This window comes from Enterococcus sp. DIV1208 (genome assembly GCF_050530455.1).
Taxonomy (GTDB): domain Bacteria; phylum Bacillota; class Bacilli; order Lactobacillales; family Enterococcaceae; genus Enterococcus_B; species Enterococcus_B hirae.
Map to the genome: position 1 here is coordinate 2,247,026 of NZ_CP172887.1, position 15,849 is coordinate 2,262,874.

A 15,849-nucleotide genomic window follows, 5' to 3' on the forward strand; every position below is an offset into this window, starting at 1 on the left:
CACATTTTTTAGTATTTTTAATAAGAATACTCATCTCTCCTAAACACTTGCCTTTGTCAAATACCTGATAGTTATAGACCAAAAATCCAAACGACGATATGGAAATAGGTTGCAAAAAAATAATTGATCCCTAAGAGAACCCACTTGACTTTTCTATTCTCGTTCTTGAGGTTCGCCGCAAGAATAAGACCAACCACCCCAGACAAACTTAGTAAAATCAAAAATCCAAGCGTACGCAAATAATCCCCAGAGGTAAGGTAACTGTAGTGGACCCTGATAAAAAAGCCAGCTGACAAGATCATTGGTAATCCTAAACAAATGATCGCTACTCGTTTCTGATCTTTTGTTTTCAGTAACCAGATAGATAGTAGCAAATAAACAATTAGCGCAATAAGCCAATCAAATCTTGCAATACTAACAAAGCCGATAAAAATAAATACGACTCCAAAAATACAAGCAAAATGAATGAAAGCTGCCCATCTTTTTAAAAGTTTTGAATGTACACCAGTAGAAAAAAGCAAACTGAGTCCACTGAGTAAACAACAAAGATAATAGATGAACACAAGACTGATCTCTATAAAAAGTCCGACTGACAAAGCCATTGGCAATCCCAAACAAATGATCGCCTCGCGTTTCTGATCCTTTTTTTTCAGTAGCCAAATTGTTAGTAGCAAATAGGCAATTAAATCATATCTTTGAATGCCAATAAAACCGATAAAAATATATAAAACCCAATAAAGACAGCCAAAATGAACGATAGCTGTCCATTTTTTTAAAGGGGTGGCATACACTCCGGTAGAAAACAACAAACTAAGTCCACTGAGTAAAAAGCAAAGACAATAGATTAACACTAAACTTACTTCTGAAAGATTGTGAAAAGATTTCACAATTATCCCAACAGAGCCCCTCATTACTAATAATGTACCTAGAAAAATGCTACAGACGAAGAAAATCATGGAATACTTCGTACAGGTCTTACTTGTTAGCGACAACATCCACACTACTCCTTTCTAACAAAAAACCTTTTTATATTCTAGCAAGCCACTTCCCTTTCCAGTACTCGATATGTATGTAAGACGTCTCACTGAAGAAAGATGTAGATATGGTAATAAGTTGCAAATAAATAATTAATACCCAAAAGTATCCACTTGGCTTTTCCCTTATCGAGTTGCGTTGAAAGAATCAGACCACTTAAACCTGATAAATGAAGAATGACTATGTATCCAATGGTGTCCCATGACCATTCCCCCCCATAAAGGATTAGTTCGTAATTGAGCTTGATAAAAAAGCCAATTGAAATAATCATCGGTATCCCGAAGAAAGTGATCGCTAGCCATTTCTGCTTGCTTGCTGTCAGTAAAACGATAGCTAGGAACAAATAAAGAACGATTAAAAAAAGTACATGGAAAAGAAAAGCAAAAATAAAGAGAGAAAACCAATAAACACTACTAAAATGAATAATCGCCGCTGTCCGTTTTAAAATTTTTGAATGCGTACCTGTAGAAAAAATCAAACTGAGACCACTGAGCAAACAGCTAAGATAATAGAAAATCATCAGACTTCCTTCTGGAAGATCACTTAACGGAATAAATCCATTAACTTTACCAAGCAAACCAACAATCATCAACATCATTAAGAAAAAACTACCGATTAAGAAATTTCTTGAAACCTTTATACACGTTTTACTGTCTAGCGATAGCATTTGTACCACTCCTTTTTTATTTTCCTAACTAATTTTTTAAAAATGTAGCAAAAAATAGACCGATCAATCCTGACACCATGATAAGAAAGAACGGAACCAAAGTTTTAAGAACAAGATAATACATGTAAAGCGCTATCACACACCCAAGAGACACTGACATGGATAGCACCAAACCAACTAGATAAGCCTTCATTCTCATCTTCTCCTTTTATATTAATGAACAAAGTAAAATAGAATTATCATAATCTGTGAAAAAAACATTTATTAAAAAAACTACCCTTTTACCATTTTTTCTAGAAATAATCGATTACAAAATCTAGATTCAGCAAAAAGGTTAAACTCATTTGTTTAAAAAATGTTATCTTAAATTAAATAAAACCTAAAATTTAATAACAAATAATCATTATACACATTAACTAGGTTACACTTTTTTTATTACCCCCTTCTATAAAACCCTAAATAAAAGCTAAAAAAACAACAAAAATACTCTGTATTTATCATAAAAACAAAATAACAACGCTTACAATCTTATTTTAATTTATTCCATTCTAGCTGTTATGTCTTCGTATTTCACGTCAATAAAAAACAAAAATAACAAGTATTTATAGATGCTAGATTATTTTTCATATGTTATTATTTTATCATAAAAATTAGGAGGAATACCCGTGAAATTTAAATTATTTTTTATTGTCACCTTTTTATGGACACTTTTGTTTGCTGTTCCTGTCACCGACGCCCATGGCGATACCACAACTGATGAACAACTGACTGAATACTATGATTTTTTCAAAAATGAATACGCTTCCTTTGATCGAACCTTTGAAGAATTCACCGCTAATTATTATCAGCAAACCACCTTGAAAGATACCTTGTCAGACGAAGACCAATTAAAAGAGTATCTGCAATCCGTCAACGACCAATATTTACCAGCAGAAGCAGAACGTTTAGCGAAAATTGCTCCGTTGTGGTCCTTTAATATCGGCAATTCATTAGACAATATTACTTTTGAAGAAAAGCCAACTTACGGAACCTATGATTTATTGAATACCGTGCAACCAGGGGACATTATTTTTGAGAAAAATCGGGCTGAAGTCCCAGCAACTCCCTACTTTCTTCATCATGTGATGATTGTCGAAGGAATTTATGAAGAAACCCATATGATTAATGGGAAAGCAGAAACTTCCCGATATATTAGAACTATCGAAGCGACTAGTAAAAGTGATGATCTTCCAGATAAGGCAGGTGGAGTGGTCTATGGAGTATTAGATGATCAACGATTTGATTATACTGAAGCAACAATTTTACGAGTCCCGGAAGCTACTGCTTTGCAAAAAAATGCAGCCATTCAATTTATGCGCAGTCAATTAGGCAAGCCTTATCATATATCAATAGATTTTCTTCAACATAAGAATCGTTTATCTTCCAGAGAAAATTGGTATTGTTCCACACTTGTTTGGGCTGCTTACATGAATGCGACCCCAGATGGTAGAATTGATGATAGAACCCCAGAATATTATCCTAATTTTCAAGGGATTGATTTAGAAACTGATGATTTACTTAATGAACCTGGTGTAACACCAAATGATATCTTACGTTCGGATAAAGTTGAAAAAACCAGCCCTTCCTTTGTAGATTATCAATATTACTTGCAAAATGTTATTAGCTCACCAATCGGAGGACCCGATGAAAAAAAGTAGCCGACTTTACTTTCAGATCCAATTCAAATATATACAACCTAAGAAATGACTATTACTTCATCGCCATCGACCAAAACACCCAGAAACCTTACCGAAGCACGGAATTAACTTTAGGTCGTAATGTTTTTGGGAAAGTGGTGGCGCAATTAAATGCTTTTGCCAACTTCCAGTTAACTAAAGAAGCCGAACAAAAATATGCAGATCCCAAAATCCCGGTGATTCCAAAAATGATTGCGACCGAAGACATCCCAAACTATGTGATGAACTGGATCAATACCTACACACACTGTTCCTTCGAGATCGTCTATTCTTCAGATATCACGACTGATTTCAATCACTTAAGTTACAATCTGAGTTATACGAAGATCGATAAAAAAGCCCACCCAATCAAAGGGTATCAAGTCAATCAAATCATTCATACGCCACCGGCTTTTACTCAACAACGATTTGATTATACGGAGAACTTGTCGATCTATGAACTATATAACTTGAGCAACCCCAATCCTTTAAATGCCGATGTTGCTCATAATAAAATGGCGGGTGGTTGGTATTATTTCTACAATCATTTTTACGCCTTAGTTAAACTAGAAAATGGCACCTATCGTTATGCGACGTATTTGCGATTCCATGGTTCTTTTTCAACCGCCGTCGCTTACCGAAATGGCTACGGTCTGAATTATGATTACCATATGACCGCAGAAGCTAAAGAAAAATATGGCAAATATTACAACAATATCATCAAGAACCAAACTGTTGATTACGGGATCGATTGGTTGAATCAACATACGACAGAAAAAACTTTGATCGTTTATTCAAAAGATATCGCGCAAGACGTGAGCAAACTAAATCAAGGTACCGCCACAGTCGCTAAAGGGTATAATGACAATGGTCAATATGTCTATTGCATTTTATAAGGACTAGACTGAACAAAAAAATCACTATCCATCATATGATTAAAAATCCTCTTAAGTTCGCTTTAACAGCGAACTTAAGAGGATTATTTTTTCTAGACTAGCAGAAATGTTTTACGTCCTTATTTTTGTTGAAGACGTGCTAATTCTTGTTGTTTGGCTTCGTAAATTTCTTCAATGTCATCTTCTGATAACGGTGTGCCAAAGGGTTGTTGCACTTTCAACAGTTCTCTTTCTGGCGCATCTACACCGACATTCACATCATTACCGATCGGTACACTATAATGATGGATATGTCCATGAAGATTACGGATACTATCGTTTGATCCCAGCAACATTGGATAATGAGTCAAATAGTATTGCTGATGATTGAATTTGATGATAGTTCCGACATCATAAAAATAAAACTTTTTTGAACCAACCTTGTTTCCTGGATGATGTTTTTCTAAATACCTGAAAAAAGCACGGCTGTCATGGTTCCCCTTGATCAAATGGATTGTCCCATTGAGTTGTTGCACCAACTCCAGTATGTCTTGGCTACCTTTTTCATATTGTGGGTGCATCGCCAGATCGCCTAAGTGATACACATGATCGGTTTCTTTGACAACTTTATTCCAGCTATTGATTAGTTGCTGATTCATTTCTTCCACACTAGCAAATAAACGAGGGGCAAAATCATTTTTGCCTAATAAGTTTTTATGAAAAAAGTGCATATCACTAATAAAAAAATTCATATTGACCCCTTCTTACGTCTTTTTCTTTTAGAATAAACAACATCAAAGAATTAAACAAATGTTAGCTCTTTTTCTAGCAAAAGTGATTGTCTGTTTAACTAAAAAGCGGTTATTCATTGTTCTCATTGCCTATTGTGTACAATGCTAGAAAAAAGTAATCACAAGTAAATCATGGTAAACTTAAGGAAAAACAGGAGGTATTGATTATGCCTATCAGCTTTCATACTACTCTGACTCCTTCAGCAATCGAGATTACGTTACCAAATGAACATGGGAAGATGACTATCACAAAAGAAAAACCAGCTCTACCTGATCATTCACTTTATCTATTTTTCAAAAACAAACAATGTATCGCAATCGGTCAAACCGTGGTACCTAAAAGTTGGGATCACATCGTATTGGTTCAACTTCCTTGGGATCTTGAAGCCAGTCATCTAAGCTACCTACTTCAAGAACAGGCAGAATCAACGGGATTGACAGTAGAAATCGATGATTCCGCAAAAGAAACGATCCCTCAAGTACAAGTCAAAAAGTTAGCGGAACCAGTCGAAGAAATCACAAAAATCTTGGCAGTATTTGGTTACTCTTTAGAAAAAAGCAGTCCTCAAAAGAAAAAGCCGGCAAAAGCAAGACATCGTTGGACAAAGGAAGTTAGTGAGATCCCTTTTACCGTTAATTTTAGAAACAGTCAGGCAACGCTTTATTGGATCAGTCGAAATGAATTATTGATCAAAAAGGGGGCTATACTATTAGCGGAAGCTCCTTTAAATAAAGACGGTTCCGTCAGTTATGCGGCAAAATATGGGGATAAATTACGTGATGATTATAAAGATAGCATTGTAGGAAATAAAACGAGCAAAGATATTATCGTCAAAAGCGTCAATGAAGCAAGTCTGTTACTCTACTTCGGTGGAACAAACAGCTGGTTAGAAATCATTGATGAAAATGGTAAATCCTTAGATGAGTGGACAAAAGTAGAATAGAGTAATGGTTATTCTCTAGCGATTGTCCCGTTTCAATAGATAGTAAAAAAGCAAAGAAATCAGCTTTACTAGCTGTTCTCTTTGCTTTTTTTACTGGCAACAATGATAGATACGTTCGACTTCCTTAGACTTTTTCAAATAATCCTCGGCTGATCATACCATCCATCAAAAAATAAAATTTATCTTGACTCATTTTTTGCCGGTCGTCTTTAAAAATATTGACTGCTTTCAATCCGTTAGCTGTCGTAATAGACATTTTTAGTGTTTGGATATCCTTTGAAACAGTGATTTTTAGTTTAAACCCTTCTTTGCTTTGTGGGGTTGCATCTAGCGGACGAATCAACTGATAGTTTCCGCCATTTGTTTCGGTAAACCCATTGTCTCTCAAAGTGTAACGTTTTGCATCTGGATGTAAACGATAACTTGTTTTTGCTCCTAAAACTGTGGCTGTTTTTTCAAATGCCATGATTTTCACCTCGGTAAATTGATTTCTACTTTTATTATAAAAGTTTCTTGCATCATTTACTAGGTTTTTTCCAACTTAGATTGATTGGATCAATACATCAAGAAAACGTTGGACTTCTTCTTTGGTATTGCCGTAACCAAAACTGATTCGTATGGATTCTTTAAGGATTGGTGTCTCTTCCCCATACATTGCCTCCAGCACATGCGAAGGTTCGATATTACCAGCTGTACATGCTGACCCAGTAGATATCGCAATCCCATTAAGATCCAACTTCATCAAAAGTAAGTCATTCGCAACACCAGGTAATCGAAGGTTTAACACATGTGGTAATTTGTTGTTTAAATCACCATTGACTTGATAAGAAATTCCTTCTTTTTCCAAGGTATTCAAAATCAACTCTTGGAATCCAGCATATTTTTCACTTCGAGCTTCACGTTCTTCAGCGGTTAGAAGCTTGACCGCTTGCGCCATTCCCCAGATACCTGCGAGATTTTCAGTACCTGCTCGCCGCTTCTCTTCCTGTTCTCCACCTAAAAGTAGTGAAGGAATATTTATGCCATCTTTTTTATATAAAAATCCTACGCCTTTTGGTCCATTGATTTTATGGGCAGAGATGCTAAGTAAATCAACACCTAACTCCCTTGGATGAATCGTCTGATTCCCATAAGCTTGAACCGCATCGGTATGAAAATAAGCAGGGTGTTCCCGCAACCGTTCGCCGATTTCTTTGATTGGCATCAAATTCCCGATTTCATTATTCCCAAACATGATCGAGACTAAAATCGTTTCATCACTTAATGCTTCATCAAAGTCAGTTAGTGAGATATTGCCTTTTTCATCTACTGGTAAATACGTGACTTCAAAGCCTTGTGTTTCCAGATATTTCATTGTATTCAAGACAGCAGGATGTTCGATAGCGGTAGTGATCAAATGATTCCCGTCTTTTTTTCGTGAAAAAGCCGTTTCAAGGATCGCTGTATTATCGCCTTCTGTCCCTCCACTATTAAAAATGATTTCATGATCATTGACTTGTAAACTATCAGCAATAAGTTGTCTTGCTGTTTCTAACTTTTCATGGGCAATTCGGCCGAAGCCATGGATACTCGAAGGATTCCCAAAGGTTTCTTGCATCATTGTGGTCATTTCTTGAATGACGTAGGGATGCATGGGCGTCGTCGCTGCATGATCCAAATAGATTTTTTCCAACTTCTTTCATCCCTTCCAAATAGAACTAGGCACATTCTAGCATAAAATAAGCAAGTTACCAAAGAAACAATCACTAAACCAGGATAGTTTCCCAACTTTTAGAAAAAAATTCGTTCGACAATTCGTGCTACCACGATTGTCGAACGAATTTTATTTCATCACTTAACAAAAAATGATTAATCAAATACTTTTTCTTCTAGACGGAACAATGGACTCATTGGTGTATTTTCATGAATTCGTTTAACCGCTTCTCCCATCAGCTCTGAACAAGTAACAATCGTTAAATTGTTAGGATGACGTTCTTCTTGAGTAAATACAGAATCAGTGATGCAGATATCTTTAATCGGTGCATCATCTAAAATTTGTTTTGCAGGAACAGACAACAAGCCGTGTGAAGCACAAGCATAAACCTCTTTTGCTCCGTTTTCTTTCAAAACATTAGCAGCTCGAGCAAGCGTTGCACCAGTATTCAAGATGTCATCGACCATGATACATGTTTTTCCTTGGACATCACCAATCACATATCCACTATTTTCATCTGCATCATCGGCGTGATCCACGATCGCCAATGTACTATTCAAATATTCAGAAAGACTTCTTGCACGTTGGACACCACTATTTTTTGGTGAAACGACAACAATATCGTCACCTGTTAAACCAAGTTCTCGGTAATAGTGAGCAAACAATGGCATTGTGAATAAGTTATCTACAGGGATATCAAAGAATCCTTGGACTTGAACTGTATGCAAATCCAATGTCAGCACACGAGTTGCGCCAGCTTCTTGGATCAAATTAGCAATCAATTTAGCTGTGATCGGTTCATGTGGTTTTGCTGTACGGTCTTGTCTGGCATAACCGTAATAAGGTAACACAACATTGATCGTTTTTGCACTGGCACGTTTCATCGCATCGATCATGATCAATAATTCCATATAATAATCATTAACTGGCTGATTGGTTGATTGCACGATATAAACATGATCCCCACGAATACTTTCTTCGATATTGATCGAGATCTCTCCATCACTAAATTGTTTTACGACACTTTTTCCTAGCTCCGTTCCAAACACCTTGGCAATTTTTTCTGCCAGTGGTCGATTTCCATTCAAGCTAAAGATTTTCAATGTGTCATCCTGATACTTTTTACTCATGTTGTCCTCCCTATTGTTCTCTCTTCTTCGATAGTTTAACATATTTTTTCCAGTTTTTCTGGTAATTTCTGTAAATAATTTTTAAGGCAGCGAAACAGTTCCATTACACCAACTAGCAGGAATCAATTGATCCGTGTTGCCCCAGTTGTCATGAACTTTGTAAAAGCGTTCTCCAGAAGAGGATTGATAATATGCATATGCAGTGACCCAATGATTGCCATAGGTGCTCCCTAATACTTTCAACACCCCTAAGATCACAGGTTTTCCTTGGCGAATCCGTTTAGTCGCTCGCTGCCAAGAACCAAGCATCGTACTTCTAGCAGACACTCGATTTCCTGTATGTTTTAAAAACTTCGTGATACCATGACTGACTTGACCGGGAACCGTCGGAAGTCCTAGCGGCTGGATCGCTTGGCGTAATGCTTCACTTAGTTGCACATGGTCTTTCGTTCCTTTTTCACGTAACGTTGGAGAGAAAAACAATTCGTTTTGAAAATCTTGGTAATAAGCAATAAGGACAGTTGCAGCATAGGTCCCACAAAGATAGCCAGACGGTGTCCGCCAATTTTTATAGTTTAAAAACCGTTGTTCAAGCAATCCCACCCAACAATCCAAAAGTTCTTGTCCGTTTTCCTTTGGCGCAATCAAAGCTTTTTCACGATCATCTGCAAGCCAACGAGAAATATTGGTGACTTCTGCTTCAGTCATCGGTACGAGTTGATAAGCTTTTCTTGCATCTGGGTAGGAGTGGCTCGCAGGACCGTATTCTATTGGTTGTTTGTTTTGATCTAGGATGACATAACTACCATCTTCAAAAATTAAAGCGTAACCCTTTTCTTCATCCTTCATCGCCAACTGTTCCACAGCGCTTAACCGTTTCTTGATACCATCGAGATTCCATTCGATTGATTGTTCAAATACAGTTTTCAAGAACGAATCACCTCCGTCTTTTTTATTATAAGTGAAATAAGGAGAAAAACAAATCAGATAGACTAGTTCTGCTGTGACTACGGCAAGACCCCACAAGTGCTTCTTTCCTCTTTCTATTTGTTTATTCGCTGTTTTTATATGATAATAGGAACATTAGATAAAAAGGAGCGATAACCGAATGAACAAAGAACTTATAAAGCAAGACTTTTTTGAAGCTGTGAATGAAGAATGGCTAAAAACAGCCAAGATCCCCGCTGATAAACCAGCCACTGGCGGTTTCCAGGACTTAGTTGACGGTATCGATGATCTTTTGATGACAGACATTGATCATATGCTGGCTGAACCTGATAAAGTCCAATCAGATATGATGCGTCACTTTCTTCATTTTTATCAATTAGCTAATGATTATGATCGAAGAAATCAGTTAGCTGCTAAACCATTGCTTCCTTTAATTGAACGAATTGAAAAAATCGATTCTTTTGAAGACTTGAACCAACAATTTCCTACTTGGACATTGGATAGTTTACCTTTACCGTTTAGCTTAGATGTCGATGCGGATATGAAAAATGCACAAACAAACGCATTATTTGCTTATCCCCCTTCATTATTTTTACCTGACAAAACTTACTATACTGCAGAACATCCAAATGGTGCGCAACTATTAGGCGTTTTCTTTGATATGATGGTCCAACTCGTTGAATTAACCGGAAAAGAAAAAAGCCAAGCAGAGGCAATCGTTGAACAAGCTATCCAATTTGATCGATTGGTTGCGCCTCATGTTAAAAGTGCGGAAGAAAAAGCGGATTACAGCAAAATGTACAATCCCCGGTCATTTGACACCTTCATCCACTATACCGATAAACTGGATCTAGAAAAGTTGACAGTGGGATTGATTGGTACCACACCGGATAAAGTAATCGTGACGGATCCTGTTTATTTTGAACAGTTAGGCGAACTACTAACCACAGAACATTTTCAATTGATCAAAAGCTGGATGATCGTCCGAACGATTCGTTCGTTGAGTAGCTATCTATCAGAAGACTTTAGACAAATCAGCGGAATCTTCTCACGGACACTCTCAGGCACAGATGAAGCCATGCCGCAGAAAAAAGCTGCCTATTACTTAGCTTCAGGTCAATTTGACCAAGTCGTTGGCGATTATTATGGCAAAAAATACTTTGGTGAAGCGGCCAAAAAAGATGTTGAGCATATGATCGAAAAAATGATCTCTGTCTATAAAGATCGTTTAGAAAAAAACAACTGGTTAAGCGATACTACTCGAAAAAAAGCGATCATCAAATTAGATAAACTAGGAGTTCAGGTCGGCTATCCAGACCAAATCCCTGCTTTATATACGAAGTACCACACAGTGACACAAGAAGAAGGCGGAACCCTGCTTTCCAACGCTTTAGCCTTCAGCAAAATCGAATTGAAAGAACGTTTTGGTCGCTGGAATCAACCTGTTGATCGGACGGAATGGGAAATGAGCGCTGATACAGTCAACGCCTATTACCACCCTTTCAGAAATGTCATTGTTTTTCCAGCTGCTATTTTACAAGCACCATTTTACAGTTTAGAACAATCAAGTTCAGCAAACTACGGTGGGATCGGCGCTGTCATCGCCCATGAAATCTCTCATGCCTTCGATAATAATGGTGCCTTATTCGATGAATATGGTAATTTAAATAACTGGTGGACGGAAGAAGATCTAGCACACTTCCAAGAAAAAGCCCAAGCAATGATCGAAGAATTTGATGGCTTATCATTTGCTGATGGTACTGTTAATGGTAAGCTTACTGTTTCAGAAAATATCGCAGATGCGGGCGGTCTAAGTTGTGCTTTAGAAGCAGCAAAAACCGAAGCAGATCACTCACTAGCAGACTTTTTCGTCAGCTGGGCGACGATTTGGCGGACAAAAGCAAAAAAAGAATACCAACAATTGTTGTTACAAATCGACGTTCATGCCCCTGCTAAATTACGTGCCAATATCCAACCCCAAAACTTGATGGAATTTTATGAAACATTTGCGATCACTGAAAAAGACGCGATGTATCTTCCACCTGAAAAACGAGTGCATATCTGGTAATACAGTTAAAAAACGCTCCAATGGCAATAAGAAAATTTTTTGAAACAACCTCTCATATAAAAAAATTGACTTATTTCAAGGAGCGGTTGTTTGAACACTATTTTCTCTTTACGAGGGACTGAGACAAAAGTTGTCTCAGTCTTTTCTAGTATCTCTAAAAGCGAATAAACGGCGTTCAAGAAGCAACTCCTCAACAATAAGCGATGATTTTCTAAAATATGAGGAGCTATTTTAAAAAATCCTCTCTTATTCGCTCGGAGCTAAACGCTTCTTTCACAGCCTCTTGCTAAACGGTGTTCAAACATCAGCTCCTTGAAATAAGCCTGAATTTTTCAAAACATGAGGAGCTGTTTCAAAAAATTCTTTCTTATTGTCATCAGAGCTACCCGATGTTTTCACGACCTCTAATTCACGGTGTTCAAAGAGCTGACCTTCGGCGATAAGTCAAAAAATCTCAAAACATGGGAAGCTGTTTCGAGATTTCCATCCTTAATGCTCCTGCGATTACTCGTCGTAGTTTTTACTTGGTGAGCGCTCAGGTCAAAACACTCTTTTCACGACCTCTTGTTCACGGTGAGACAAAAGTAGCATCTTCGGAAAATTTGCCGAAATTTACCAAAAATTTGAGAAGCACCAAGTAGGTAACAATCAACATCAAAAACGAGTTTTTGCGTTTCTTGTCAATTTTCGGAAATTCCTTCTTATTTCTTGATGCTGAACACTTTTTTCTCAACCTCTCTTAATATTATCCTTTACTTTTCTACCAAGCTCATTTTGACTACCCACAAACCAACTCCACTTAATAAAGAAAAATAAATTCTTCCATCTTCCTTCACTGTTCTCTACTGTTATCTACTCTTTCCGACCATAAATAGTCATAAAACTACATCATTTCATTTACCTCTTTATTTTCGTTAACCTTTGTAATAAAATTAGTTAACGAAAGTAAAGAGGTGTTTTTATGGAAAATCTATTCGAACCTTGTGTTCCGCTAACAAAAACAACATGTCTGGAGATACTAAAAGACAAAACTAATTTATGGGGGTATTATGCACAAGCCCTTCAGCTCAAAACAAACAAGTCACAAAATATCATCCGTCTGAATACATTGCTGAATGCTAAGAGCGGCTTGTGTAGAGAAGATTGTGGTTATTGTGCGCAATCAAAAAAAAGTTCTGCAACGATTGAAACATATGGATTATTACCCAAAAAAGAAATCATTCGTAAAGCGTTGATTGCTAAAAAGAATCATTCCAGTGTGTTTTGCATTGCGTTAAGCGGAACACGCCCATCAAAAAAAGAAATACACCTTTTAGGTGAGGCAATTCAAACGATCAAAAGCATAATGTCGATTGAGATTTGTTTATCCATTGGCTTAGTTACTGAGGAACAAATTGATTATTTAAAATCGTGTGGAGTAGATCGGTTGAATCATAATCTTAATACTAGTCGAGATAATTACCCAAACATCACAACAACCCATTCCTATGATGATCGGTTAGAAACATTAAACAAACTTCGTCAGCACGAAATGAATATTTGCTCTGGTTTTATTTGTGGCATGGGAGAAACAGATGAACAATTAGTCGATCTGGCTTTTGACTTAAAAGATCAAGAGCCTTATTCCGTTCCAGTCAATTTTTTACTTCCAATTGCTGGAACAATGTTTGAGGAACACAATGAATTAACCCCTATGAAATGTTTAAAAATCTTAACCATGCTGAGGTTACTATTCCCTGCTACAGAACTTAGGGTAAGTGCCGGAAGAGAGTTTCATTTAGGAGAACTCCAACCATTTGCTTTATTGATCGTGGATTCTATTTTTTTAGGCAACTATTTGACAGAGAAAGGAGCACCTATTTCTGAAGATCAAAAAATGCTTGATCGTTTAGGTTTAGTTGTGGCTGGTGTCTGTGATGAAGAATAATTATATTATTTGCGGGATTCATACCGATTGTGGAAAATCAGTGATCAGTGTCTTACTCTATGAATATTTACGTGATCTGACAAATCAGGAACCGTTACTCGTGAAACCGATCCAAACAGGACCGTTTCCTGATACAGATTTTTATCAAGCCTGCCATATTGAGAAACAAAATATTGTTCATTTCTATTCAATGTCATTAGAAGCTTCTCCACATATCGCTAGCAGAAAAGAACATCAATGGATCGATCTACTTGTCTTGAAGGAAAAAGCAAATGTTGTCTTGAAAAAAAATCGACCCACGATTTTTGAATTAGCAGGTGGTCTGCTTTCTCCCATTAATGACTCGCAAACCATGTTAGACATGATCAAACTTTTGCAATTACCGGTTATTCTCGTTGCGGATAATTATTTAGGTGCAATCAATCATACGTTGCTAACGACTAGTTTATTACAAAGCGAAAGCATTCCAATAGCAGGTCTGGTTTTTAATTCAAGTAAAGCAAATGAAAAGAATGACATGGAAGATTTAAGCCAATGGATGACAGATAAGACAGGAATCACACAAATTGGCAAATTACCCTATTTAGAGGATTTAACTCATTGGTTAAAATCGAGAACAAAAAAAAGAGAACTTAGTAAGGAGTGGCATTTAAATGTATACAAATAGGCAAGATATCACCATGATGGCGATGATGATGGCATTATTGATCATCACAGCAAAACTAGTGATTCCGTTACCACTATTCGATTATTTATCTTTACAAATTATAACGATTTATCTGATTTATCCTTTATTAGGAACAAAATACGGGCTCATTGTCACATTCAGTTATTTGATCCTAGGGCTCATTGGATTACCGATTTTTGCTAGTGGCGGAGGTATTTTTTATATTTTTAAACCTAGTTTTGGCTTTCTACTATCTTTTGCAACTTTCCCACTGATTCAAGCTACACTGTCAAAATTGTTCTGGCGCAGAAAATGGCTCCCATTAAAAAAAATCCTGATCATTAACTATTCAGGATTACTTTATCTCTATTTAATCGGTCTGTTGTATAAATGCTTGATTTTATTCTTTTACCTTAAAGAAACGAATGTTCTTTACAGTGTGCTAGCAGTTTCGACATTGATTGATTTAAGTTGCGATATCTTACTTGTGTTCGTAGCTAGTTTGCTTACCTATAAGTTATTGCCACTCATTCATAAGCACAAACTAGCAAACCAACTCTTTATCTCCTAATAAAAGCCGCTATTTCAGCGATTGGAAAAGAATCGAACCATCGGCTTAAAATGGATACTGATTGATTGACTTAAAAAATCTTACAAAATTATGAAAGAAAATAAACCGAAGAAGAGGTTGAGACAACTTTATCCCAGTCCCCCTTCGGTTTATTTTTCCGTATTGACTTACTCTATCGTACGACAGAATGTACAACAGAATGATCTGGTTACTTCATGAACCAGTTAGGCCCACAAATCATTAACAAGCTTATTATATATTTACTTGATCAACGTTGCCCCGAGGACTGTTTCAAAATGACGTAGTGCCCAGTCATGACCGACTGGATCAAAGCTAGCTACAGCATCTTCAAAAATAAACAGTTGATAGCCTAAATTATATGCATCAATAGCTGTGTGCAACACACAAATGTCCGTACATACGCCAGTCAAATAGAGTTCAGTGATCCCCCGCTCACGGAGCCGAATATCTAGATCTGTTCCACTAAAAGCAGAGTAATGCCGCTTATCAATCCAATAGACATTGGCTTGTTCTTGAGCTCTTTCGTAAACAGCTTGTAGCGAACCATAAAGGGCACGACCATTGGTGCCAATCACGTTATGCGGAGGAAATAGTTTATTTTCAGGATGGAAGTTATCCGATGGGTCATGCGCATCAATCGCAAACACCACAAAGTCTCCCTCTTCGATAAACTTTTTCGTGTGAGTCGTCACTGCTTGTTCAATCACTTGACCAGCTTTACCTGTCGTTAATTTCCCGTCATCTGCCACAAAATCATACGTGTAATCAATCGAGATCAATGCTTTCATTAATGGGCT

General features: G+C 37.0%; 15 protein-coding genes. 7 read left to right on the plus strand and 8 right to left on the minus strand.

Annotated elements, in window-relative coordinates:
- Nucleotides 1-71: 71 nt before the first annotated feature.
- Both IGK91_RS10350 and IGK91_RS10355 read right to left on the minus strand, forming a co-directional pair.
- Nucleotides 72-851, minus strand: coding sequence for a hypothetical protein (locus IGK91_RS10350; RefSeq protein ID WP_080292488.1), 780 nt, complete (start codon nt 849-851; stop codon nt 72-74).
- Between the two features lie 230 nt (nt 852-1,081).
- A complete protein-coding gene (locus tag IGK91_RS10355) occupies nt 1,082-1,633 on the minus strand; it encodes a hypothetical protein (protein ID WP_237558630.1) in 552 nt (183 codons plus the stop codon).
- Between the two features lie 734 nt (nt 1,634-2,367).
- Between IGK91_RS10355 and IGK91_RS10360 the strand changes: the two genes are divergently transcribed.
- Complete coding sequence (locus IGK91_RS10360; protein ID WP_325810360.1) at nt 2,368-3,399, plus strand: YiiX/YebB-like N1pC/P60 family cysteine hydrolase; 1,032 nt, start codon at nt 2,368-2,370, stop codon at nt 3,397-3,399.
- A gap of 137 nt (nt 3,400-3,536) precedes the next feature.
- Nucleotides 3,537-4,313 carry a hypothetical protein gene (locus IGK91_RS10365; protein WP_258924976.1) on the plus strand — a complete coding sequence of 259 codons (777 nt, stop codon included), beginning with the start codon at nt 3,537-3,539 and terminating at the stop codon, nt 4,311-4,313.
- A gap of 119 nt (nt 4,314-4,432) precedes the next feature.
- Here the strand turns inward: IGK91_RS10365 and IGK91_RS10370 are convergent, their stop codons facing one another.
- Nucleotides 4,433-5,044 (minus strand): metallophosphoesterase, encoded by a 612-nt coding sequence (locus IGK91_RS10370; protein WP_081123368.1) that lies wholly within the window; start codon nt 5,042-5,044, stop codon nt 4,433-4,435.
- A gap of 206 nt (nt 5,045-5,250) precedes the next feature.
- On the opposite strand from IGK91_RS10370, the gene IGK91_RS10375 reads away from it, so the two are divergent.
- Nucleotides 5,251-6,027: a hypothetical protein gene (locus IGK91_RS10375; RefSeq protein ID WP_010720815.1), complete on the plus strand. Its 777-nt coding sequence runs from the start codon at nt 5,251-5,253 to the stop codon at nt 6,025-6,027.
- A gap of 124 nt (nt 6,028-6,151) precedes the next feature.
- Here the strand turns inward: IGK91_RS10375 and IGK91_RS10380 are convergent, their stop codons facing one another.
- The 4 genes from IGK91_RS10380 to IGK91_RS10395 form a co-directional block, all read right to left on the minus strand.
- Nucleotides 6,152-6,493 carry a DUF1831 domain-containing protein gene (locus IGK91_RS10380; RefSeq protein WP_010720816.1) on the minus strand — a complete coding sequence of 114 codons (342 nt, stop codon included), beginning with the start codon at nt 6,491-6,493 and terminating at the stop codon, nt 6,152-6,154.
- Nucleotides 6,494-6,568: 75 nt separating this feature from the next.
- Entirely contained in the window at nt 6,569-7,699 is a 1,131-nt protein-coding gene (locus IGK91_RS10385; protein WP_010737135.1) for a cysteine desulfurase family protein, read from the minus strand.
- A gap of 176 nt (nt 7,700-7,875) precedes the next feature.
- The gene (locus IGK91_RS10390) at nt 7,876-8,850 is read right to left on the minus strand and encodes a ribose-phosphate diphosphokinase (RefSeq protein WP_010720818.1); all 975 of its coding nucleotides are present in this window, start codon (nt 8,848-8,850) and stop codon (nt 7,876-7,878) included.
- Between the two features lie 81 nt (nt 8,851-8,931).
- Complete coding sequence (locus IGK91_RS10395; RefSeq protein WP_179133082.1) at nt 8,932-9,780, minus strand: dihydrolipoamide dehydrogenase; 849 nt, start codon at nt 9,778-9,780, stop codon at nt 8,932-8,934.
- A 178-nt stretch (nt 9,781-9,958) separates the two neighbouring features.
- Here IGK91_RS10395 and IGK91_RS10400 point away from each other — a divergent pair, with 178 nt between their 5' ends.
- The 4 genes from IGK91_RS10400 (at nt 9,959) to IGK91_RS10415 (ending at nt 15,031) form a co-directional block, all read left to right on the plus strand.
- Complete coding sequence (locus IGK91_RS10400) at nt 9,959-11,866, plus strand: M13 family metallopeptidase (RefSeq protein WP_010737133.1); 1,908 nt, start codon at nt 9,959-9,961, stop codon at nt 11,864-11,866.
- A 961-nt stretch (nt 11,867-12,827) separates the two neighbouring features.
- The gene (gene bioB / locus IGK91_RS10405; RefSeq protein ID WP_010737132.1) at nt 12,828-13,793 is read left to right on the plus strand and encodes a biotin synthase BioB; all 966 of its coding nucleotides are present in this window, start codon (nt 12,828-12,830) and stop codon (nt 13,791-13,793) included.
- On the plus strand, nt 13,783-14,460 hold the full coding sequence (gene bioD, locus IGK91_RS10410) for a dethiobiotin synthase (protein ID WP_014834453.1): 678 nt from the start codon (nt 13,783-13,785) through the stop codon (nt 14,458-14,460). The genes bioB and bioD overlap by 11 nt, the downstream gene beginning before the upstream one ends.
- The gene (locus tag IGK91_RS10415; protein WP_081123371.1) at nt 14,447-15,031 is read left to right on the plus strand and encodes a biotin transporter BioY; all 585 of its coding nucleotides are present in this window, start codon (nt 14,447-14,449) and stop codon (nt 15,029-15,031) included. Before bioD ends, IGK91_RS10415 begins: the two co-directional genes overlap by 14 nt.
- Before the next feature lie 260 nt (nt 15,032-15,291).
- On the opposite strand, the gene IGK91_RS10420 is transcribed toward IGK91_RS10415, so the two are convergent.
- On the minus strand, nt 15,292-15,840 hold the full coding sequence (locus IGK91_RS10420; RefSeq protein ID WP_010737129.1) for a cysteine hydrolase family protein: 549 nt from the start codon (nt 15,838-15,840) through the stop codon (nt 15,292-15,294).
- Nucleotides 15,841-15,849: the final 9 nt, after the last annotated feature.

Coding starts and splice junctions, on each gene's coding strand:
- IGK91_RS10400 (WP_010737133.1), top strand. CDS start 9,959: ATGAACAAAGAACTTATAAAGCAAGACTTTTTTGAAGCTGTGAATGAA.
- IGK91_RS10380 (WP_010720816.1), bottom strand. CDS start 6,493: ATGGCATTTGAAAAAACAGCCACAGTTTTAGGAGCAAAAACAAGTTAT.
- bioD (WP_014834453.1), top strand. CDS start 13,783: ATGAAGAATAATTATATTATTTGCGGGATTCATACCGATTGTGGAAAA.
- IGK91_RS10415 (WP_081123371.1), top strand. CDS start 14,447: ATGTATACAAATAGGCAAGATATCACCATGATGGCGATGATGATGGCA.
- IGK91_RS10390 (WP_010720818.1), bottom strand. CDS start 8,850: ATGAGTAAAAAGTATCAGGATGACACATTGAAAATCTTTAGCTTGAAT.
- IGK91_RS10355 (WP_237558630.1), bottom strand. CDS start 1,633: ATGATGTTGATGATTGTTGGTTTGCTTGGTAAAGTTAATGGATTTATT.
- IGK91_RS10370 (WP_081123368.1), bottom strand. CDS start 5,044: ATGAATTTTTTTATTAGTGATATGCACTTTTTTCATAAAAACTTATTA.
- IGK91_RS10375 (WP_010720815.1), top strand. CDS start 5,251: ATGCCTATCAGCTTTCATACTACTCTGACTCCTTCAGCAATCGAGATT.
- bioB (WP_010737132.1), top strand. CDS start 12,828: ATGGAAAATCTATTCGAACCTTGTGTTCCGCTAACAAAAACAACATGT.
- IGK91_RS10420 (WP_010737129.1), bottom strand. CDS start 15,840: ATGAAAGCATTGATCTCGATTGATTACACGTATGATTTTGTGGCAGAT.